At 34.7% G+C, this 19,406-nt stretch carries 17 protein-coding genes; 9 read left to right on the forward strand and 8 right to left on the reverse strand.

What is annotated here, in order from left to right:
- Positions 1-118: 118 nt before the first annotated feature.
- The 3 genes from H7F21_RS07595 to H7F21_RS07605 all read left to right on the forward strand — a co-directional run bounded on the left by H7F21_RS07595 (position 119) and on the right by H7F21_RS07605 (position 2,450).
- Positions 119-370: a hypothetical protein gene (locus tag H7F21_RS07595; RefSeq protein ID WP_185788673.1), complete on the forward strand. Its 252-nt coding sequence runs from the start codon at positions 119-121 to the stop codon at positions 368-370.
- Positions 371-661: 291 nt separating this feature from the next.
- Positions 662-1,351: a hypothetical protein gene (locus H7F21_RS07600; protein WP_185788674.1), complete on the forward strand. Its 690-nt coding sequence runs from the start codon at positions 662-664 to the stop codon at positions 1,349-1,351.
- Position 1,352: 1 nt separating this feature from the next.
- Positions 1,353-2,450, forward strand: a complete 1,098-nt coding sequence (locus H7F21_RS07605; protein ID WP_185788675.1) for a glycoside hydrolase family 3 N-terminal domain-containing protein — start codon at positions 1,353-1,355, stop codon at positions 2,448-2,450.
- A 156-nt stretch (positions 2,451-2,606) separates the two neighbouring features.
- Here H7F21_RS07605 and H7F21_RS07610 read toward each other — a convergent pair whose 3' ends face one another.
- The 5 genes from H7F21_RS07610 to H7F21_RS07630 form a co-directional block, all read right to left on the reverse strand.
- Positions 2,607-3,251, reverse strand: coding sequence for an alpha/beta hydrolase (locus H7F21_RS07610; RefSeq protein ID WP_185788676.1), 645 nt, complete (start codon positions 3,249-3,251; stop codon positions 2,607-2,609).
- Between the two features lie 3 nt (positions 3,252-3,254).
- Positions 3,255-3,587 (reverse strand): DUF4870 domain-containing protein, encoded by a 333-nt coding sequence (locus H7F21_RS07615; protein ID WP_185788677.1) that lies wholly within the window; start codon positions 3,585-3,587, stop codon positions 3,255-3,257.
- Entirely contained in the window at positions 3,587-4,840 is a 1,254-nt protein-coding gene (locus tag H7F21_RS07620) for a dihydroorotase (RefSeq protein ID WP_185788678.1), read from the reverse strand. Before H7F21_RS07620 ends, H7F21_RS07615 begins: the two co-directional genes overlap by 1 nt.
- Positions 4,837-6,762: a BatA domain-containing protein gene (locus H7F21_RS07625; RefSeq protein ID WP_185788679.1), complete on the reverse strand. Its 1,926-nt coding sequence runs from the start codon at positions 6,760-6,762 to the stop codon at positions 4,837-4,839. The genes H7F21_RS07620 and H7F21_RS07625 overlap by 4 nt, the downstream gene beginning before the upstream one ends.
- A gap of 75 nt (positions 6,763-6,837) precedes the next feature.
- Positions 6,838-7,845: a glycosyltransferase family 2 protein gene (locus tag H7F21_RS07630; RefSeq protein ID WP_185788680.1), complete on the reverse strand. Its 1,008-nt coding sequence runs from the start codon at positions 7,843-7,845 to the stop codon at positions 6,838-6,840.
- An 84-nt stretch (positions 7,846-7,929) separates the two neighbouring features.
- On the opposite strand from H7F21_RS07630, the gene H7F21_RS07635 reads away from it, so the two are divergent.
- Positions 7,930-9,819 carry a M61 family metallopeptidase gene (locus H7F21_RS07635; protein WP_185788681.1) on the forward strand — a complete coding sequence of 630 codons (1,890 nt, stop codon included), beginning with the start codon at positions 7,930-7,932 and terminating at the stop codon, positions 9,817-9,819.
- 194 nt (positions 9,820-10,013) lie between these two features.
- On the opposite strand, the gene H7F21_RS07640 is transcribed toward H7F21_RS07635, so the two are convergent.
- From H7F21_RS07640 to H7F21_RS07650, 3 genes are all read right to left on the reverse strand, one after another.
- Positions 10,014-11,501 carry a S10 family peptidase gene (locus H7F21_RS07640; RefSeq protein WP_185788682.1) on the reverse strand — a complete coding sequence of 496 codons (1,488 nt, stop codon included), beginning with the start codon at positions 11,499-11,501 and terminating at the stop codon, positions 10,014-10,016.
- Positions 11,502-11,523: 22 nt separating this feature from the next.
- On the reverse strand, positions 11,524-11,973 hold the full coding sequence (locus H7F21_RS07645) for a VOC family protein (RefSeq protein ID WP_185788683.1): 450 nt from the start codon (positions 11,971-11,973) through the stop codon (positions 11,524-11,526).
- A gap of 201 nt (positions 11,974-12,174) precedes the next feature.
- Positions 12,175-12,951 carry a TIGR02757 family protein gene (locus tag H7F21_RS07650; protein ID WP_185789208.1) on the reverse strand — a complete coding sequence of 259 codons (777 nt, stop codon included), beginning with the start codon at positions 12,949-12,951 and terminating at the stop codon, positions 12,175-12,177.
- A gap of 414 nt (positions 12,952-13,365) precedes the next feature.
- Between H7F21_RS07650 and H7F21_RS07655 the strand changes: the two genes are divergently transcribed.
- The 5 genes from H7F21_RS07655 (at position 13,366) to H7F21_RS07675 (ending at position 19,318) form a co-directional block, all read left to right on the forward strand.
- Positions 13,366-14,925 carry a T9SS type B sorting domain-containing protein gene (locus H7F21_RS07655; RefSeq protein ID WP_185788684.1) on the forward strand — a complete coding sequence of 520 codons (1,560 nt, stop codon included), beginning with the start codon at positions 13,366-13,368 and terminating at the stop codon, positions 14,923-14,925.
- A 132-nt stretch (positions 14,926-15,057) separates the two neighbouring features.
- Positions 15,058-16,152 carry a redox-regulated ATPase YchF gene (ychF, locus tag H7F21_RS07660; protein ID WP_185788685.1) on the forward strand — a complete coding sequence of 365 codons (1,095 nt, stop codon included), beginning with the start codon at positions 15,058-15,060 and terminating at the stop codon, positions 16,150-16,152.
- 150 nt (positions 16,153-16,302) lie between these two features.
- A complete protein-coding gene (locus H7F21_RS07665) occupies positions 16,303-16,773 on the forward strand; it encodes an SRPBCC family protein (protein ID WP_185788686.1) in 471 nt (156 codons plus the stop codon).
- A gap of 100 nt (positions 16,774-16,873) precedes the next feature.
- Positions 16,874-17,338 (forward strand): SRPBCC family protein, encoded by a 465-nt coding sequence (locus H7F21_RS07670; RefSeq protein ID WP_185788687.1) that lies wholly within the window; start codon positions 16,874-16,876, stop codon positions 17,336-17,338.
- A gap of 120 nt (positions 17,339-17,458) precedes the next feature.
- Positions 17,459-19,318: a DNA topoisomerase IV subunit B gene (locus H7F21_RS07675; RefSeq protein WP_185788688.1), complete on the forward strand. Its 1,860-nt coding sequence runs from the start codon at positions 17,459-17,461 to the stop codon at positions 19,316-19,318.
- Positions 19,319-19,406: the final 88 nt, after the last annotated feature.

A 19,406-nucleotide genomic window follows, 5' to 3' on the forward strand; every position in this document is an offset into this window, starting at 1 on the left:
ACTTACAAATAATATATAGCTTTTAAACCAAGTTGTACAACATTTCAGGAAAACCGAAACAATTTTTAATGATAGATATTAAGAAATAATTTTTTAACCAATTTAAAAACAATAAATTATGAAAACACAATTAATTACTTTAGGACTAATCGGTCTATTTTTTTACTCTTGTTCGGAAAATAATAATTCTGACAAAAAAAACATTACGGAAGACAATTTACAAACAATTACGGAACATAAAAGCAATGTTGCTGAAATAGAAATCGCAGAAGAAGAACTACAAACTATTGTGGAACAAAAAAGCAATGTCGCTGAAATAGAAATCGTGGAAGAAGAACTACAAACTATTACGGAACAAAAGAACAAGTAAAAACGTTGTGCAACACCGAATAAAAATAATTGCGGTTTAGTGCTAAAACAAAGATAGTTGCCAATGAGCGCTTCTTAACAACTTAGGTGAGTATTATTTTAGTAGATTGTCTTTCTTTTAATTATATGATAAGCGCTTTTTTATGTGATAATGTGCTAAATAAAAAATGATTTGATGATGTGCAAAGATTAGTATATTCAGGACAGAAAGAAGAACTATTTTTTGATAGCCTAAAAACATTTTGAATGCAGTTGAGAATACTTTTCACAATACAATCGTAAAATTGATAAAATGAAAAAACACCTTTATATATTACTGTTCTTAACATCTATAATAAGTTATGGACAGGTAAAGGTTGATACAATAAAGTTTCAAACTATAAAATTTAAAACGGTTGATTCAATTGAATCTTTAGGCTTAAAAATTATTGACACGCTTACCAAGCCAAAAGCCTTTATTTTAACAAATCATGGTAATGCAGAAGTTATAGCCATAAAAAAAGGGTGTAAGTTTTTAGTTTTTGACCTATTGCCAGAAGGTTTTAGTGGTTCTGTTACTACTACAAAGCAAATTCAAATAAATGGAAAAAACTATAAAGAATTAGTAGTTTATTGGAGTGATATTAATGGTCATTCAGGTCTTGGAGGTGGCTTCAGTGAAACATTTAAAGGAATTCTTATTTACGATCTAAAAAAAATATTCCTCATCTTTAATGAAGAATATTATTTCTCTCATTACCAATGGATGAATGACATATCAGAGAATTTGGAAGTAATATCAACTTCTGAAGAACGTGAATGTGATAATTTAGATATAAAATTTGGTCATAGAGAAATTACTATGGAAATGAAAATATCAAAAGATTGTGATAGCATTAATTTTCTAGAATATGATGCAACGACATGGAGTTATAAACTAAAGAGCAATTTTTTAATTAGAACAAGAATAAAAACTATTGACGTAGATACATCAAATAATTAATATGTTCAAATTATTACTTGCAACGACCTTTGCATTAACCGTTTTCTCATCTGCAAAAGGGCAATCGAACAAATTGCAAAATTTTTATAATTATGATCCAGTTATTGAGCACAAGGTTGATGAAATTTTTCATTCATTGAATGATACTACACGAGTAGCACAAATGATTGTGACTTCTGCAGGAGAGTTAGGTAAACCAGAAAGTGTAGTTCTTAATTTAGCCAAACAGAATAAAATTGGAGGAGTTGTGTTTCTTAAAGGCACAAAAGAAAGTCATAAAAGATTAATTGATAGCCTTAATTCAATCAATGATTCACAAAAGCATTTGCCATTGTTATATTCAATTGATGCAGAACCGAGCTTATTCGACGGTAGGTTAAAAGGAACCGACCTACTAATTAATACAATTGATATTAAAACTACTAACCAATCCGATTCTATTGCAAGAATTATAAGTCATCATTTGCTTAATATTGGGTTTCGTCAAAATTTCGCACCAGTTGTAGACGTTAGTCCACAAAACGAAGCTATTAAAAATAGAAGTTTCGGAAATGACAAAGATATAGTAATTCAATTGAGCAAACAGTTTATTAATACAACACAAGAACAAGGGATTGTATCAACAGCAAAACACTTTCCGGGTCACGGTTTGGTAAAAGGTGATACACATAAAAAATCTGTCTATATAGATGGTCAATTACAAGAGTTAGACGTATATCCACCACTCATTGATGCAGGTGTTATATCTATAATGATGGCTCATATTACAATAACCAATAATCCAAAATACAATACAGATGGACTTCCAGCAAGTTGTTCGAGAAACATAGTAACAGGTCTCTTAAAGAAAGAGTTAGGCTTTAAAGGAATTGTTATCACAGATGCTCTAAATATTATGAAAGCTGTTACTATAATTGAGAATGCACCTTTACTTGCATCTAAAGCGGGCAATGATATGTTATTGATGCCAATTGACGAAACTAAAACCATCCATTTAATTCTCGATGAAATGGAAAATGATGCAAAATATAAACAACAGGTTTATCAATCTGTAAAGAAAATTGTACGTTTAAAATTATTTTTAGGATTGATTAAATAAATAATGAAGCTATATATATCGAATTGAAAAATATTACAAATGAATATTAAGAACAAAAGAAGTAATTTTAAATGTGATCTATAAGTAAAATATACCACAATCTAAAAATCGAAACAAATAAAAAGAATTAATAGAGGCGGGATTACTTCAAACTGTCTAAATATATTTTACCAGCCAATCCTTAAAATCATAGAAATTTTGAGGAGCTACACCATGGCCAACAGGATATTCTTTATAAATGTGATTAATGTTTAATGCACTCAGGAATCCTGTTGCTTTTCTTGCCCAATCTGCAGGTATTACCTGATCTACAGAACCATGTGAACAGAAAAAGTTTAAGTGAGAAACATCTTGATCATCAATGCGATCCGGAAGAATATCTTCATTAATATATCCACTTAAGGCGACGATATTTTTGACTTTCTTGGGATGATTTAGTGCAACAGCGTAACTTAAAATTGTACCTTGGCTAAAGCCTAATAATGTAACATTGTCAGGGTTTATTGGATAGGTCTGGCAAGCATAATCTATAAAGTCAGCTATCTTAGCTACGGAACCTTTAGCTTGCTCATCATCACTCCATTTGCCCTGTACGGCATCGAAATTAATGGCATACCATGCATTTCCATAGGGTTGCATTTGGTAAGGTGCTCTCAGCGAAATGATAAATAACTCCTCCGGTAATTCTGAAGCAAATGAAAACAGGTCATTCTCATCACTACCATAACCATGGGACATAATGAGTAAAGGCGCGTTTTCTTTTAACGTCGAAGGTCTTGTAATGTAATGTAAATCGGTCATTGGTTATTGTCCAACGGATTTAAATAAATTTTGAAAAAAGTCACCTAGAATAGGAATTTTATTAAGCTTACCGGTTATGGCTCCGAATAAGCCATAAAGAAATAGAACCGAAAAAAATACCCAAAAAGACATACTGACCATCATACTATCCAAGCTGCTCACTATGTAACCAATGGCTATGTATAATAAGCCAAGACCTAGCGCTTGTCTTATGTGAAATGAAGTAAAATCATTGCGCTTTTCCTGATTCATAAAGAAAGCTATTAAAGTTCCGATAAGTGTAAGATATGCTACTAATGCATAAGTTTTACCTTCATCAATAGTATTCTGATCCATTATTTTAAAACAATTTTATTATTGGCAATGATGCCGTAAACTTTGCCTTTTAGCGTCATGCCTAAGAAAGCACTATTTTTTGATCTTGAGGTAATGTCCGATTTACTAAATTGGTAATCTGCGTCTGGATTAAATAAACTTAGATCAGCAATCGCTCCTTCACTTATCGTTGATTCATTAACGCTAAATCGTTGTTTGCCTTGTGTTAACAGGCTTATACTTTTCTTTGTGCTAAAGATGGTTTGTAATGCACCAAACGCGGATTCTAGTCCAATAGTACCGAACTTGGCATAATCAAACTCAATTTTTTTATCTTCAATATCAATTGGATTATGGTCTGTGGTTACCATATCTATGGTGCCATCTTTTAAACCATCGATAAGCGCTTCACAATCTTTTTGCGTTCGCAATGGCGGTAAAACTTTATATCTAGTATCAAATCCATCTAGATAGTCATCAGTAAGTACCAAATTATGTATGGCAACACTGCAGCTCACATCTAGTTTTTTTCCTTTCGCGGCTCTAATGAGTTCCACTGATGCAGCAGTTGATATCGTAGGAATATGAAGTTTGCCCTCTGTATATTCTAATAAGAATAAATCACGAGCTATTTGAAGTTCTTCGGCCAGAGCAGGATTTCCTTTTAAACCTAATCGCGTACTATTAATGTGTTCATTAACCACGCCCGTTCCAGAAATTCTTGACTCCTGAGGAAATGAGCATACCAAGCCATCAAAGTTACTCGCATACTGCAGGGCAATTTTTAGAAGATTTGGATTGTCTAAGGGTTTCTGATAATCATAAAATGCAATCGCACCAGCATTCTTCATATCAAAGAGTTCTGCCAAATCCTCACTATTACTTGCTTTAGTCAATGCACCAATAGGATAGAGGCTAGTTGCTTTATTTTGAGCCTTGGATTTTACAAATGTAATGTCTGCATAGCTATCTATAACAGGATTGGAGTTGGCATTTAGTGCAACAGCAGTAAATCCAGATTGTGCTGCGGTTTTTAAGCCATTATCAATAGTTTCTCGTTCTTCAAAACCAGGTTCTCCAAAAGATACGCTACTATCAAACCAGCCTTGAGATACATGGAGGTTATCAAGTTTAATTTCTCTGTAATTATTCGGATTAGAAATTCGTTTGGAAATCTTAGCAATACGACCTTTTTCAATTAAAATATCAACCGTCTCGTTGTGAAAATCACTTTTAGAATCAACTATGGTTGCAGATTTTATGAGTGCGTTCATTTAAGATATTTTAGTAGAAGTATCTCTGTAAGTAGAAATATCATGGCAAAAATAACAAACCATTTCCATAGCGCATTAACATTTGTATTACTTTTTATATTATCTATGGTCGTCGCTAAGCTATTGTTGATATTAGTATTATCAAATACCTGTAGGTCATAATAATTATGATTGCTTTCACTTCTGTCAAGGTTAAAACTCAGATTCTGTATGATTTGTTCTTTGTTTTTTACATTCAAAATACCAGCTGTATTAGGATAATCCTCGGTTTCCATGATTACCGAATTACTATAGGTTTTTTGCAATGGAATAACTGAAGTGTCATCTGATGTTAAGGTTAAAATATCATCTTGTCCCAATACAGCATCAATGGCTATCGTATTTGGTTGGCCGATGGTGTAGTACAATCGGGATAGTTTTAAACTCTGCTTCCCAATATTATAAAGTACAGGTACTATTAAAGGTGAGTTTTTAAAGTTTGAATTATCCACATTCAAAGCCGAAGAAAATGTATATACTCCAGAATTTCCAGACAAGAAACTGCTCCCATCTTCATAAGCTAATACGCTATTGGAATTTGAAGAAAACTTATAAAAACGCTCCACTTTTGGATATTGAAAATTGCTTACTTTAGAATAAAATGCATTAGCCAAAAGCGGGTGATTATAATTAATAGTTGTAATTCTTTTTTCAGAATTATTTAGCGCATTAAATGATGAACTGTTTAAAATTCTAAATAATTGATTATAAGACTCTAAATTAATATTATTGAAAGGAATGATTAAAATATTTCCACCATCTTTTTTATACGAATTTAAGGTTGTTTGCAATGCTGTCGAAATACGTTCAAGCTCATTTAAGATAATGAGATTTTGATCTGGAATTAAGTTGAAATTCAAAGCATCAAGATTATAGGATTGATACTCAAATTCATCATTGGTATAAATGCGTTTTAAGAACTTGTCTTCTGAATTTTCATTAATAGTTAAAACCTTAATTTTTGGCTTGGTATTGATATTAAAATAGAAGATATTATCGTAATCTAATCCGGAATCTTCTACTAGTAATTTTCCGTTTATCACGATGTTGTTAGGGATTGTGAATGTACTTTCGGCCTTATCATCAATATCTACAGCACTTTTTGCTAATAGTGCATCATCATTAAACAATGAAATAGTAACATTTTCAATGGGTTCTCCTTGATTGGATAATTCAACCATGATATCCAATGTTTCGGCAGTTGCATTGGAAACATAAACGCTATCAATACTAACGTTAGCAATTAACGATGATTTTGGTTGTACGAGATTGAGTTTTACTAAGCTATCCGCTTGAAAACGCAACGGACTCCCTTTTTGCTGAAAATCAGACACTAGTACCAAATTTTTAGTAGCATCAGCATTATTAGAAAACAATTGCCTACCCTTTAAATAGGTGGCATCATAATTTAGTTGAGTTGAAGAATGCTTTAGCTGGATTAAATCATTTCTAAGCGCTTTAACAGAGGTGTTTCTAAAGGTTTGGTCGTTAGTAAAAAGGCTGATTTGCTCGTCTTCAGGCAAGGTATTTATAATATCTTGAATGGCCTCATTTAAAAGTGTGCCATTTTTACCTTTAGCCTGCATACTATAGGAATTATCTAAATAAATTACTGTTTCTTGAGTGTCGTTAAATTCTTCGGTATTCGGAATAAACGGTTGAGCAAAGGCGATGATTGTAGAGGCTAAAAGTAGCATACGAGACAATAATGTCAACCATTTTTTTAATTGGGAGCTTTTACGCGTTTGTAATTTAACAGCCTTAAGAAACTTTACGTTAGTAAACTGAACTTTCTGGAAACGGCGTAATTGAAATAAATGAATGAGAATAGGAATGACCAGTAAAAATAGAGCGTAGAATAATTCGGGATGTTTAAACTGCATTCCTGTGTCGTAGGATTATTATTTAGCCAAATATAGAAAATGCAAAAGGATAACGCTATTGCGCTTTTGAGAATTTTAACAGAAAAAGAAATAATCAATCATAGACTCCATATTATGTTTAGCAAAGTAATTCCTTATATCTTGCTGTTCCCTTTCATTGGCAACGGTCACGATACTTTGTGGGGCACTAAGTTGTTTTAGAAAGTCAAAATTTAAAAGCTCTTGTCCATAAATATCTTTTCCGATTTTCTTTTGATTATCGCATATCCAATAAAATGGAATATCCTTTTCAATCAATAGCTTTGCAACGGTTTTGCCCTTAGTTCCAGCGCCCCAAATGGTTAACGGTCTTTTTATGTCATAATCAAGCTCTAAAAAGTAATGAACCTTGATATCTAGGAAATAATTAATCGCATAATGCTCGTGGGTTCTTGAAGTACGAGAGCTATAGTCGCGCCAGTAGAGTAGGACTTGATCACAAGGAATACATGTATAGTTTGCCCTATAGAATCGAAACGTTAGATCATAATCCTCTGGATAACGATTAGGTTCGAAACCTTTGCAGCTTATAAAATCATCACGATGTAACATCCAACAAGGTGATGGAATCACACATTCTTTATAGATTTCAGCATAGTTATTACCAGTTTTGGTTAAATCGTTGATCCAATGTTCATAGCGTGCATAACCGTCACTCACACCATCTGCTCTAAAGTATTTCACCTGTCCGACAGCGAGATGCTTTCTGCCATTTGTTTCTAAGCTATTTACCATCACTTCAAGTCTTTTTGGTACCATAATATCATCACTGTCCATGCGAGTTATATAGGTGCCCTTGCATTTAGAAAAAGCGGTCTGTAATGCAGGAATGATACCATTACCATTGTTTTTAAAGTATTTTAAGCGATCGTCTTGTTTAGAAAAAGCTTCTATGATACTAGAAGATAAATCAGCGGAACTATCATCAACAAAAATAGCTTCCCAATGGCTATACGTCTGATTAACAATCGATTCTACACATTCGGGAATAAAGGCTTCCGTGTTCTTAAAAGGGATCAATATGCTAATTAGGGCTTGTGACATGTCACGAATTTAACAAAACCTTTAGATTTAAAGCGGTAACAGATTGTAGTTTTGTGCGTCAAAGAAAAAATTAAACAAGAAAACATGAAGAATTATATAGCCGTTCTTGGCTTAAGTGTGTTATTGGTAGGCTGTGGTTCAGCAAAACCAAAAGTAGATGATCTAGCAGTTAACAATCCAATTGAAACGGCATTGGATTTAACAGCAGTTGTTGATGACAAGGTTCCAGTAACTATTAACCCTGGACGTTTCACCACAGAAACTGTGACTTACAGATTACCAAGAGTCGTACAAGGTACATATTCCGTAAGTGATTTTGGAAAGTATGTAGATGACTTAAAAGCATTGGATTACGATGGCAATGAACTTGAAGTAACTAATGTAGATACAAATACTTGGACGATTTCTGAGGCTACAAAATTAGATAAGTTGGTGTATTATGTTAATGATACATTCGATATCGAGTCTTCAGGGGGCATAGGAGGAGAAAATCCATTTTCGCCAGCTGGTACTAATATTGAAGAAGACAACTATGTGTTAAATCTTCATGGCTTTATAGGTTATTTCGACTCTTTAAAGAACAATCAATATGCCTTGGATGTTACTGCGCCAGCAACATTTGTTAGAACTTCGGCATTACAAGATAGAGGCATGAAATCCAGTGCGGACGGTAAGGCTATAACAAGTAGTTATTTTGCTGAACGTTATTTTGATATTACCGATAATCCAATGATGTATGGGAAGCTGGATGTTGAAGAATTTATGGTTGGTGATATTAAGATTGTATTGAGTGTTTACTCCCCAAACAAAGTACATACGGCCGCAAGTCAAAAAGAGACGGTTTATAAAATGATGCAAGCTCAAAAAGAGTATTTAGGAGATGTTAATAGTACAGCACGTTACGATATTTACCTGTATTTATCTGACGGTTCAGAAACAGCACCAAAGGGGTTTGGAGCATTAGAGCATCATACTTCGACAGTTGTGGTCTTACCAGAATCTTCAAGTAAGGAAGGCTTGGCATCATCTATTGTAGATGTGGTTGCGCATGAATTCTTTCATATTGTAACACCTTTATCAGTACATTCTGAGGATGTGCATTATTTCGATTATAACAAACCAACATTCTCTAAGCATTTATGGATGTATGAAGGTGTAACGGAATACTTTGCTCAACATTTTCAAGTGTACGAAGGTCTAGTAGAGCCCAATGAGTTTTACAATACCATTATGTCTAAAATTGCGACATCAAAGAACTTGGATGATGCTATGAGTTTCACCATTATGAGTGAGAATGTATTGGATGATCCTTATGCAGATAACTATTACAACGTATACATGAAAGGTGCCTTAATAGGTATGTGCATTGATATCTTAATGCGTAAGGAAAGTGATGGTAACAGAAGCATGTTGTCGTTAATGAAAGAGTTATCTGCAAAATACGGAAAAGAAAAACCATTTGTAGACGATAATTTGATTGCCGAAATCACTGAAATGACATATCCAAGCGTGGGTGAATTCTTAAGGACTCATGTTGAAGGCGATGTGCCTATCAACTACAATGAGTTTTTCGAAATGGTGGGATTAACGTTAGGAGAATCTGAAGTGAAAACGAACTATATTTTTGCAGGTGGACAAAACATTATTTTTGATGGCGATCCAAATAAAGGTATTTTCTTCTCACCTATGGCATTAAAGAATTCGTTCTGGAAATCTCAAGGTGTTCAGGCAGGTGATGTGATCAAGAAAGTCAATGGCAAAGATTTAACATTGCAAAATGCTCAGCAAGTTATTGGTGGTATGTTTGGATGGCAAGCTGGTCAAGACTTTAGTTTGGATATAGAGCGTGATGGAGAGGCCATAAAACTAGAAGGTAAGCTAGAGGAGGCGAAAGCTGTCAGTAAGACTTTGGTTGAAGCCGAAAACGCTACGGAAGCTCCAAAAGCAGCAAGATCTGCTTGGTTAAAAGGATAATATAATTCCTGCGAAGGCAGGAATCTCATAAAAGAATAAAAGGCTTCCAATTTGGAAGCCTTTTACGTTTTGTCATTCTGAACTGTTACACTGAGCGTGTCGAAGTGTTGTTTCAGAATCTATATCATTATTTGCTTACTCTAGATGCTGAACTAAATTAACTTAGTTGAATCTTCGATTTCAGCATGATACAATTAATACTTAGCCGCCTTACCATTGGCTGCCGAACTTTCAATAAACTCACGTAAATCATCATTGGCTTTTATTAAGTCTTCATTGCGCAAATACATCATATGTCCACTTCTGTAGCCTTTAAATGAAAAGCGATCTTTCATCTTGCCGCTAGGATCTATCTGCCACTGTGAATATTTAGCTGAAAAATAGGTGGTTGCGCCATCGTAATAACCAGATTGGGTCATGACTTTTAAATACGGATTTTGAGCCATAGCTTGTCTAAGATTTTCTCTAGTATTGTCATTGGTTCTGTCCCAATTACCGACATTCCCAAAGACATTGTATTTTACATCGGTTTTAAAACCTAAATCATTCTGTATGTAGTAATTAATAGCAGGTGTAAAGCTATGTAGCCAAGAGGTGAGTTCTGCACTATAGTCTGGACTTGTTCCGGTTTCAACCTTGTCAACGCCTATGTATCTCGAGTCTAACCTGCCAATGGTTTGACCAGTTTTATCCCTTAAGAGTTCTTTCCAAAAGAAACGATTGGGTACATCCAAATTCATTTGAAGAATCACTTTTTCAGTTAAACCAGAATAATGACTCATTTGCTTTGCAATGTTTTGTTTTTCAGCACTTGAAATAAAACCACCTTTAGCAAGGGCTGGCATGAGTTTGTTAACGGCAAAGTCTTCGGCCTCTGGTAAAATATCCAATAAGTCCTTGTTCTGAAGCTCTGGTGCCAACATCTTATGATACCAAGCTGCTGCTGTGTAATAAGGCAAATTCAAGCTTGACGACAAAGGGCCTCCAACACGCAACACCTTATAATCTGCAGGAGAGACCAAAATCACACCATTTAAGTATAGCCATTGGCTGTTCTGCAATTCTAAGGATAAACCCATAACGCGCGTACCGCCATAGCTTTCACCAATGATATATTTGGGAGATTCCCAACGGTTATGACGTGTGGTGAAGGTATTCATCCAACCGGCTAGGTATTTAATATCGGCATTCACCCCAAAAAACAATTTATCATCAGGCATTTTGCCATCCTTGTCAGCAACTTTACGAGAATACCCTGTATTTACAGGATTGATAAATACAATATCTGCAACATCCAAAATGGAATTTGGATTGTCCTTAATGCCATAAGGCTGAATCGGATAACCCTCATCATCGATCTTTAAAATTTTTGGACCCGTATAGGCAATATGCATCCAAACCGAAGCCGAACCAGGACCACCATTGAAAGAATAGATGATTGGTCGCTTATTGCCTTTGGAATCGTTAGTACGCTTGTAATAGGTGTAGTATAAGGAGGCGATCATCTTGCCATCGGCATCCCAAACCGGTTGAAAGCCAGTTTCTGCCTTATAATTAACCTGCTTGCCTTTTATGGTTACAGAATTAGTAGTGACATAAGCGGTATCCACAGGGATTTTTAAATCTTGGGCATAGTTTAACAGCCAACAAAGGGATAAGAATAGTGTAACTCGAATTTTCATAGTTATTGGTTGGTTTTTAGTTTTAGTCTAAGGCTTTCCATTCCTCATAAGAAAGAACAGTATTTACGGGTTTGGAGTCACCATCTAAAATGCCAATAAATTCCAGTTCATGACCATCAGGATCATTAAAATAAATGGCGATAGCTGGCATCCAAGAAAAGACCATGGGTTGTTCCTTGCCATCCTGTAAAAAGTTCCAGAAATTAAGATTATGTTGCTTTAAGAAAGCAATGGATTCATTCAATACCCAGTCAGGATCACATTCAAAGGCAAAGTGTCTAATGTCTATTTGATCTTTAGGTTTTTCCCATAGTCCTAGCATTTGTTGTTTGGGTTCACCTATCCAAAAAAATGCAGTAGGTCTATAGTCGTTGACGCGACAGAGTTCCAATCCCATAACGTTTGTATAAAAATCTATAGAACGCTCAAGATTTTCTACAAAGAGATGTGTTTCATAAAGTCCTTTTATCATGGGTTGTCGCATTTAAGTTTATATAGTTACAATGTCAGTTCGAGTGATTTTGAGCATCAAAATTGTATCGAGAACCGATTGTACTAATATGCTTTTCAATAGTTAGGTTCTCGATACAAATTTTAGAATTTCCAAATTCTATAATCCACCCAAACTGACATTCGATTATCATGTTTTAAAGATAGCAAATCAAAGAACAACTTAAAACCCCTCAAAAACACCCAAACCAAATAGGGCAAAATCATATTTTACTGGATCATTGGGATCCAGTTGTCGCAGATTTTTGTCCAATTCCGCTAAAGCTTTAGCATCGTTTTGTTTGCGCTTCAAAAGCCCAAGTTTTCTGGCCACGTTTCCAGAATGTACATCCAAAGGACAAGAAAGTTGCGATGGTGATAGCGATTTCCAAATACCAAAATCCACACCAGCATTATCGTTGCGGACCATCCAACGTAAATACATGTTAATGCGCTTGGCAGCTGAGTTCTTTAATGGATCACTCACATGTTTCTTAGTACGCTCTAAATGCGGTTGCTCAAAAAAGAGGGTCTTAAAGGCATGAATGCTTTGTTGTAGAGAGGTTTTTTGGGCGTATTTGGCAAAAACCGCTTCGAGTCCATCATGCTCAGCGTAAATATGCTTTAAGCTTTTAATGAACTGCATAAAATCATCACCATTAAAGGTGCGGTGCACAAAAGGCTGTAAGGCCTCTAAATCTGAGTCTTGATGCTGCATTACAAACTCAAAAGGGGAGTGGTCCAAGAGTTTCATCATCCTTTTGGCATTGTTTATAATGCTCTTACGATTACCCCAAGCAATAGTAGCGGTTAAAAAACCAGCAATCTCAATATCCTCTTTTTTGGAGAATTGATGTGGTATTTGGATTGGGTCGCTTTCAATAAACTTTGGATGATTATAGAGCTGGACTTTCTCGTCTAAAAAGGTTTTGAGTTCTGCTTTTTTGAGTTTCAATTGGATGCGTTTGGATTGAGCAGCAAAAATAACCCATCTTTTATTAAAATATACGTAAGGTTACGTATTGACTTCTTGACTTTTAAAAACTAACTTCGCTTATCGTCTGATATAAGTCATTATAACGGACTCATAGCCCTGCGATAGGCGCAACATCGAATCATAACTTTTTTTCTTTTTTAAAAATAATCTCATTTTTCTTCAGGAGATTTAAAGTCCAAGTTGTTTAATAGATAGAAGCAACACATATGATAGGGTTTTATAGTGCTGGTTCTGCTAAAAACTTCAAAATTGCTATGAAAAAGAATTATTAGTTTTTAGAGTTGATTAAATGTTAGTTAGTAATAGTGGTTTGTTTAAGGGCAAGCCACTATTTTTTTGTCACATGAATTAATTTTTTAAGTTTACCAAAAAAAACTTTTGAAGTCTTTATTCTGTATTATCGCATCCCTAGTTTTATTCTCTGTTTACGGTCAAAATACATTCGTGCCAGATGATAATTTTGAGCAAGCACTTATAGATTTAGGCTATGATTCTGGGCCACTAAACGATAATGTGCCAACCGCAAACATTAGTGGGATAGATGAATTATATCTTGCAAATCTCGGAATAAGTGATTTAACAGGTATTGAAGATTTTGTCAGTTTAAACCTCCTGAATGTTCAAGATAATAATTTAACCTCTGTTGATTTATCTGGTAACGTTAACTTAAGACTTTTGACATTATCTAGAAATCAATTGACTAACGTCAATATTTCTAATAGTTTAGTATTGGAAACTGTAAATTTAGATCGAAACCAGTTAAGCCAAATTGATCTCTCAAATAATATAGCGCTCAAATATGTTGTATTAAGCTTTAATCAGTTAGACGCACTAAACATTGAAAACAACATAAATCTAATTGGGCTTTCAGCATTCACAAATAATATCACTGAGTTTGTCATTCCAGCTAGCAACTCCTTGGAAGAACTTAATTTAACTGATAATCCCCTTTCAATATTGGATGTTACAAATGGTAACGTACTTAGAGGGCTAGTAGCTGCTGAGTCTAGTTTAACCCAATTAGATGTGTCTCAAAATAGATTATTAGAAGATCTTCTCATACCAAACAATAATATATCAAGTTTAGACCTTAGTCAAAATGAGATATTACTATACCTAATTATTTCCGACAATCCTATTTTTCAAATTGATGTATCACAGAATATAGAATTACTTTTTATTGCTTTTGAAAACACTCGAATAGAACAAATAGATCTAAGCTTCAATATTGCATTGGAAAGAGTTGATGGACATGGTAATCCTTTTCTTTGCTCTGTAGATATTAGAAATGGAAATAACACTCTAATATCAGAATTCTTTGATTTAACTGATTGCCCTCTTCTGACTTGTGTATTTGTTGATAACGTTATATACAGCGAAACTAACTGGACTAATGTAGAGGATAATGTTAATTTTGCTACGTCAGAGGAAGACTGTGAACCTATGTGTTGTCCTACGGATTTTGACTATGATTTTACTCTAGATAATGTTTCAGTAGTTAATAATCAAATACAAATTAGTCTAGAAATTGGTATTGGGAATTTTCTATTTAGATTAGATGACAATAATTATCAAGAAGAGCCTTTTTTCTCTAACGTTTCGCCTGGTTATCATTTAGTTTATGTTATTGATATGAACGGGTGTTTAGAGAAAAATGTTGAAGTATTTGTTCAGGAATTGGACGAGCTGTATATACCTAAATTTTTCACTCCGAATGGCGATAACATTAATGATTATTGGAGAGTTCTAGATCCAAATGACGTTATAAAAAGCATTCAAATTTTTAACCGATACGGAACTTTGCTTAAATCACTTCCACCTAGTTCAGTTGGCTGGAATGGTTATTATAATAGACTTTTACCAAGTGCAGATTATTGGTATAAGATTAAATTGAAAACAGGTGAGGTTCTTGTGGGACATTTCAGTATGAGACTTTGATTATTTTTACAGGCATTTTATCTAAAATACAATAAAGTATTCCTCTAAATACTTACATTTGCACTCGCAAATTTGTAACTAAAATTTTAATAGTTTCCTTCTTTTGAGGGGAATTAAAAAACTTGTTTTTTGATGAAAGCTGGAATTGTAGGATTACCAAACGTAGGAAAATCAACTTTATTTAACTGTTTGTCCAATGCCAAAGCGCAAAGTGCCAACTTTCCGTTTTGTACTATAGAACCTAATATTGGTGTGGTAAATGTACCCGATCCAAGATTGGCAAAATTAGAGGAGTTGGTAAATCCAGAGAAAGTGGTTCCTGCTACGGTAGAAATCGTGGATATTGCTGGTTTGGTAAAAGGTGCTAGTAAAGGTGAAGGCTTGGGAAATCAGTTTTTGGCCAATATTAGGGAAACCGATGCCATTCTTCACGTCTTACGTTGTTTTGATAATGATAATATTGTGCATGTCGACGGCTCCATAGATCCTATTAGAGATAAGGAAACCATTGATATGGAATTACAGCTTAAGGATTTGGAAACGGCAGAGAAGAAGCTGGACAAAGTCAAACGTGCTGCAAAAACTGGAAATAAAGAAGCCCAAGCTGAAGAAGCAGTGTTGCTAAAAATAAAAGAAGGTTTAGAAGCTGGAACTTCTATAAGAGCTTTGGAATTTTCTGATGAAGATTATGCAGAATACGTAAAACCATTACAGTTTATAACAGACAAGCCTGTGATGTATGTTTGTAATGTAGACGAAGGTGCTGCAACTACTGGTAATGCTTATGTAGAGAAAGTACGAGAAACAGTAAAGAATGAAAATGCAGAAGTTTTGGTCTTGGCTGTCGGTACAGAGGCCGATATCAATGAATTGGAAGATTACGAAGAACGCCAAATGTTCTTGGAAGACATTGGACTTGATGAACCCGGTTCGGCAAAACTAATTCGTTCCGCATATAAGTTATTGAATCAGCAAACCTATTTTACAGCTGGTGTTAAGGAAGTTAGAGCTTGGACAGTTACTGTAGGCTCAACGGCACCTCAAGCCGCAGGCGTCATTCATACCGATTTTGAAAAAGGCTTCATTAGAGCAGAGGTTATCGCTTACGATGATTATGTGTCATATGGTAGTGAAGCTAAAGTTAAGGAAGCTGGTAAAATGCGTGTTGAAGGGAAGAATTATATTGTTAAAGATGGCGATGTGATGCATTTCTTGTTTAACGTGTAAAAGACGTTTAGTCGTTTAAGGGTTTATCTGTTTATTCGTGTTTACTTTGAACTAGATATTCCCAAATCGTCGGAAGCTAGGGTTTTCAGAAATATCATAAGTCCAGTTATTGCGAGGAGGCAGGACGTGGCAATCTCATAATAAGTATAAATGCCAACAATAGAAATCAATACACTTATTAAGGCAGACCTAAAGACCTGTTTTGATCTATCTCGTAATATTGATTTTCACCAAGAATCTTTAGAGCACTCCAACGAAAAAGCCATTGCAGGAAAAACTACAGGTTTAATTGAGTTAGGAGAATGGGTGACATGGGAAGCCAGGCACTTTGGAATTAAGCAAAAACTGACATCTAAAATTACGGAATTTGAAAGTCCAAACTATTTCGTGGACGAAATGGTATCTGGAGCGTTTAAAAGCTTTAAACATGAGCATATTTTTCAAGGCATAGATGGAAATACACTAATGATCGATAAGTTTCATTTTGAAGCACCATTTGGTGTTTTAGGAAAGCTAGTAAATACCTTATTTTTAAAACGATATATGACCAATTTATTGATAACTAGGAATAAGTTTCTCAAAATCAAAGCAGAAGAAGCCTTTAAAGATAGAACGCTATAGTTCAATAATGTACGGAATTTTGAAAATCAAAAGTTATTACTATCCACAATGAAAAGTGACATTTTAAACCTTTTTGGGTCTTAAATTAAAACGACTATTTATGCCCCAAATACTTGTCGAAACCCAAATTGATGCAGATATAAAGATCTGTTTTGATCTAGCCAGGGATGTTGGTTTCTATAAAAATTCCTTAAAAGAGCCTACTGAAATCCCAATCAGCGGAAAAATATCTGGCCTAGTTGAAAAAGGTGATTACGTGACGTGGGAAACTAATCATCTTAATTTAATTCAGCATTTAACTTTAAAAGTCACAGCATATGATCGACCATTTTTATTTGTAGATGAAATGGTAAGGGGCGAATTTAAGTCTTATAGGCATGAGCATATCTTTGAAACTTGTGACGGTTGCACTAGAATGATAGACAAACTTTATTTTGAGTCGTCTTATGGTATTCTAGGTAAGATTACCGATAAATTCTTATTAAAGCGTCATATGACTAAATTATTAATCACAAGAAATGCGCTTTTAAAACAAAAAGCTGAAGAATTATTTAATATTCGTTGATGCCACCATGTTCTCAACAACATTGGTGTTTTATTGTTAATTACTTTCCCAAAACCGTATTTCATTTTTTAAGCTATAGTCTTATATTAGCGTGCTATCAAAACTCGCGTCCTTATTTCTATGGCAGAACAGACTAAATATACTGAAGACAACATTCGCTCACTCGATTGGAAAGAACATATCAGAATGCGACCTGGTATGTATATCGGAAAGTTAGGCGATGGTTCCTCTCCAGATGATGGTATCTATATTCTGCTTAAGGAAGTTCTGGATAACTCCATTGATGAGTTTGTTATGGGCGCTGGCAAGACCATAGAAATTTCCATACAAGGCGAACGCGTTATTGTTAGGGATTATGGTCGTGGCATTCCATTGGGTAAAGTCGTAGACGTGGTCTCAAAGATGAATACTGGCGGTAAGTACGATTCTAAAGCCTTTAAAAAATCTGTCGGACTTAATGGTGTTGGTACCAAGGCGGTAAATGCGTTGTCTTCATATTTTAGAGTGGAGTCTTCAAGAGATGGTAAGTCCGCTGCTGCTGAATTTGAGCTGGGTGAATTAACGGACCAAGAGTTTCTAGAAGAAACATCACGCAGAAAAGGCACCAAGGTTAGTTTTATTCCAGATAGTAGCATATTTAAGAACTACAAATACCGTAATGAGTATGTAGTGAAAATGCTGAAAAACTATGTATATCTCAATCCTGGATTGACCATAGTTTTTAATGGCGAAAAGTACTTTAGTGAAAACGGTCTAAAAGATCTTTTATCTGAAAATATAAACGAATCCGATTTACTGTATCCTATCATTCATCTTAGAGGTGAAGATATAGAAATCGCATTAACCCATAGTAAAACCCAATATAGCGAGGAGTATCATTCGTTTGTAAACGGGCAAAATACAACCCAGGGTGGAACGCATCTAGCGGCTTTTAGGGAATCTCTAGTGAAAACCATAAGGGAATTTTTCGGTAAAAATTATGATGCGTCGGATGTTAGAAAATCTGTGGTTTCTGCTATTGCTATAAAAGTCATGGAACCGGTTTTTGAAAGTCAGACTAAAACTAAGCTGGGTTCTACAGATATGGGAGGGGATTTACCAACCGTAAGAACCTATATCAATGATTTTGTAAAGCGGAATTTAGACAATTACTTGCATAAGAATCCAGATACGGCAGAGAAGATTCAGCGTAAGATTCTTCAAGCGGAACGCGAACGAAAAGAATTATCTGGCATTAGAAAATTAGCCAAGGATAGAGCTAAAAAAGCGAGTCTCCACAATAAAAAATTACGTGATTGTCGTGTGCATTTCGGCGATACTAAAAATGAGCGCAGTTTAGAAACCACTTTGTTTATTACAGAGGGTGATTCTGCCTCTGGTAGTATTACTAAGTCAAGGGATGTCAATACTCAAGCCGTTTTTAGTCTTAAAGGTAAGCCTTTGAACTCTTACGGACTAAGTAAAAAGATTGTTTATGAAAATGAAGAATTCAATCTGTTGCAGGCAGCCCTAAACATTGAAGAGTCCATTGAGGACTTGCGTTATAATAATATTGTAATCGCTACGGATGCCGATGTAGATGGTATGCATATCCGCTTGTTGTTAATTACGTTTTTCTTGCAATTTTTTCCAGAGCTAATTAAGGAAGGTCATTTGTATATTCTACAAACACCATTGTTCAGGGTGAGAAATAAAAAGGAAACGATTTACTGTTATTCTGAAGAAGAACGTAGAAATGCTATTGAAAAACTAAAGCCAAAGCCTGAGATCACGCGATTTAAAGGTTTGGGTGAAATTTCTCCAGATGAATTCAAACATTTTATAGGTGAAGATATTCGTTTAGATCCTGTGATGTTAGACAAGGATATGTCTATCGAAGAATTGTTATCCTTCTATATGGGCAAGAATACACCAACTCGACAAGAATTCATTATTGAAAACCTTAAGGTAGAACTTGATATTGTTGAGGACACCAAATGAGAGAACCAACAATAGAAATGTGAGGGCGATTGTGGTTGATTGCCATTAATTATTAATTTGATAATGTTAAGTTCACTGAATTTTATTG

The organism is Winogradskyella flava, from assembly GCF_014243395.1.
GTDB lineage: Bacteria > Bacteroidota > Bacteroidia > Flavobacteriales > Flavobacteriaceae > Winogradskyella > Winogradskyella flava.

Excerpts from the sequence above, each read along its gene's own strand:
- H7F21_RS07595 (WP_185788673.1), top strand. The coding sequence starts at position 119 with ATGAAAACACAATTAATTACTTTAGGACTAATCGGTCTATTTTTTTAC.
- H7F21_RS07600 (WP_185788674.1), top strand. The coding sequence starts at position 662 with ATGAAAAAACACCTTTATATATTACTGTTCTTAACATCTATAATAAGT.
- H7F21_RS07605 (WP_185788675.1), top strand. The coding sequence starts at position 1,353 with ATGTTCAAATTATTACTTGCAACGACCTTTGCATTAACCGTTTTCTCA.
- H7F21_RS07610 (WP_185788676.1), bottom strand. The coding sequence starts at position 3,251 with ATGACCGATTTACATTACATTACAAGACCTTCGACGTTAAAAGAAAAC.
- H7F21_RS07615 (WP_185788677.1), bottom strand. The coding sequence starts at position 3,587 with ATGGATCAGAATACTATTGATGAAGGTAAAACTTATGCATTAGTAGCA.
- H7F21_RS07620 (WP_185788678.1), bottom strand. The coding sequence starts at position 4,840 with ATGAACGCACTCATAAAATCTGCAACCATAGTTGATTCTAAAAGTGAT.
- H7F21_RS07625 (WP_185788679.1), bottom strand. The coding sequence starts at position 6,762 with ATGCAGTTTAAACATCCCGAATTATTCTACGCTCTATTTTTACTGGTC.
- H7F21_RS07630 (WP_185788680.1), bottom strand. The coding sequence starts at position 7,845 with ATGTCACAAGCCCTAATTAGCATATTGATCCCTTTTAAGAACACGGAA.
- H7F21_RS07635 (WP_185788681.1), top strand. The coding sequence starts at position 7,930 with ATGAAGAATTATATAGCCGTTCTTGGCTTAAGTGTGTTATTGGTAGGC.
- H7F21_RS07640 (WP_185788682.1), bottom strand. The coding sequence starts at position 11,501 with ATGAAAATTCGAGTTACACTATTCTTATCCCTTTGTTGGCTGTTAAAC.
- H7F21_RS07645 (WP_185788683.1), bottom strand. The coding sequence starts at position 11,973 with ATGATAAAAGGACTTTATGAAACACATCTCTTTGTAGAAAATCTTGAG.
- ychF (WP_185788685.1), top strand. The coding sequence starts at position 15,058 with ATGAAAGCTGGAATTGTAGGATTACCAAACGTAGGAAAATCAACTTTA.
- H7F21_RS07665 (WP_185788686.1), top strand. The coding sequence starts at position 16,303 with ATGCCAACAATAGAAATCAATACACTTATTAAGGCAGACCTAAAGACC.
- H7F21_RS07670 (WP_185788687.1), top strand. The coding sequence starts at position 16,874 with ATGCCCCAAATACTTGTCGAAACCCAAATTGATGCAGATATAAAGATC.
- H7F21_RS07675 (WP_185788688.1), top strand. The coding sequence starts at position 17,459 with ATGGCAGAACAGACTAAATATACTGAAGACAACATTCGCTCACTCGAT.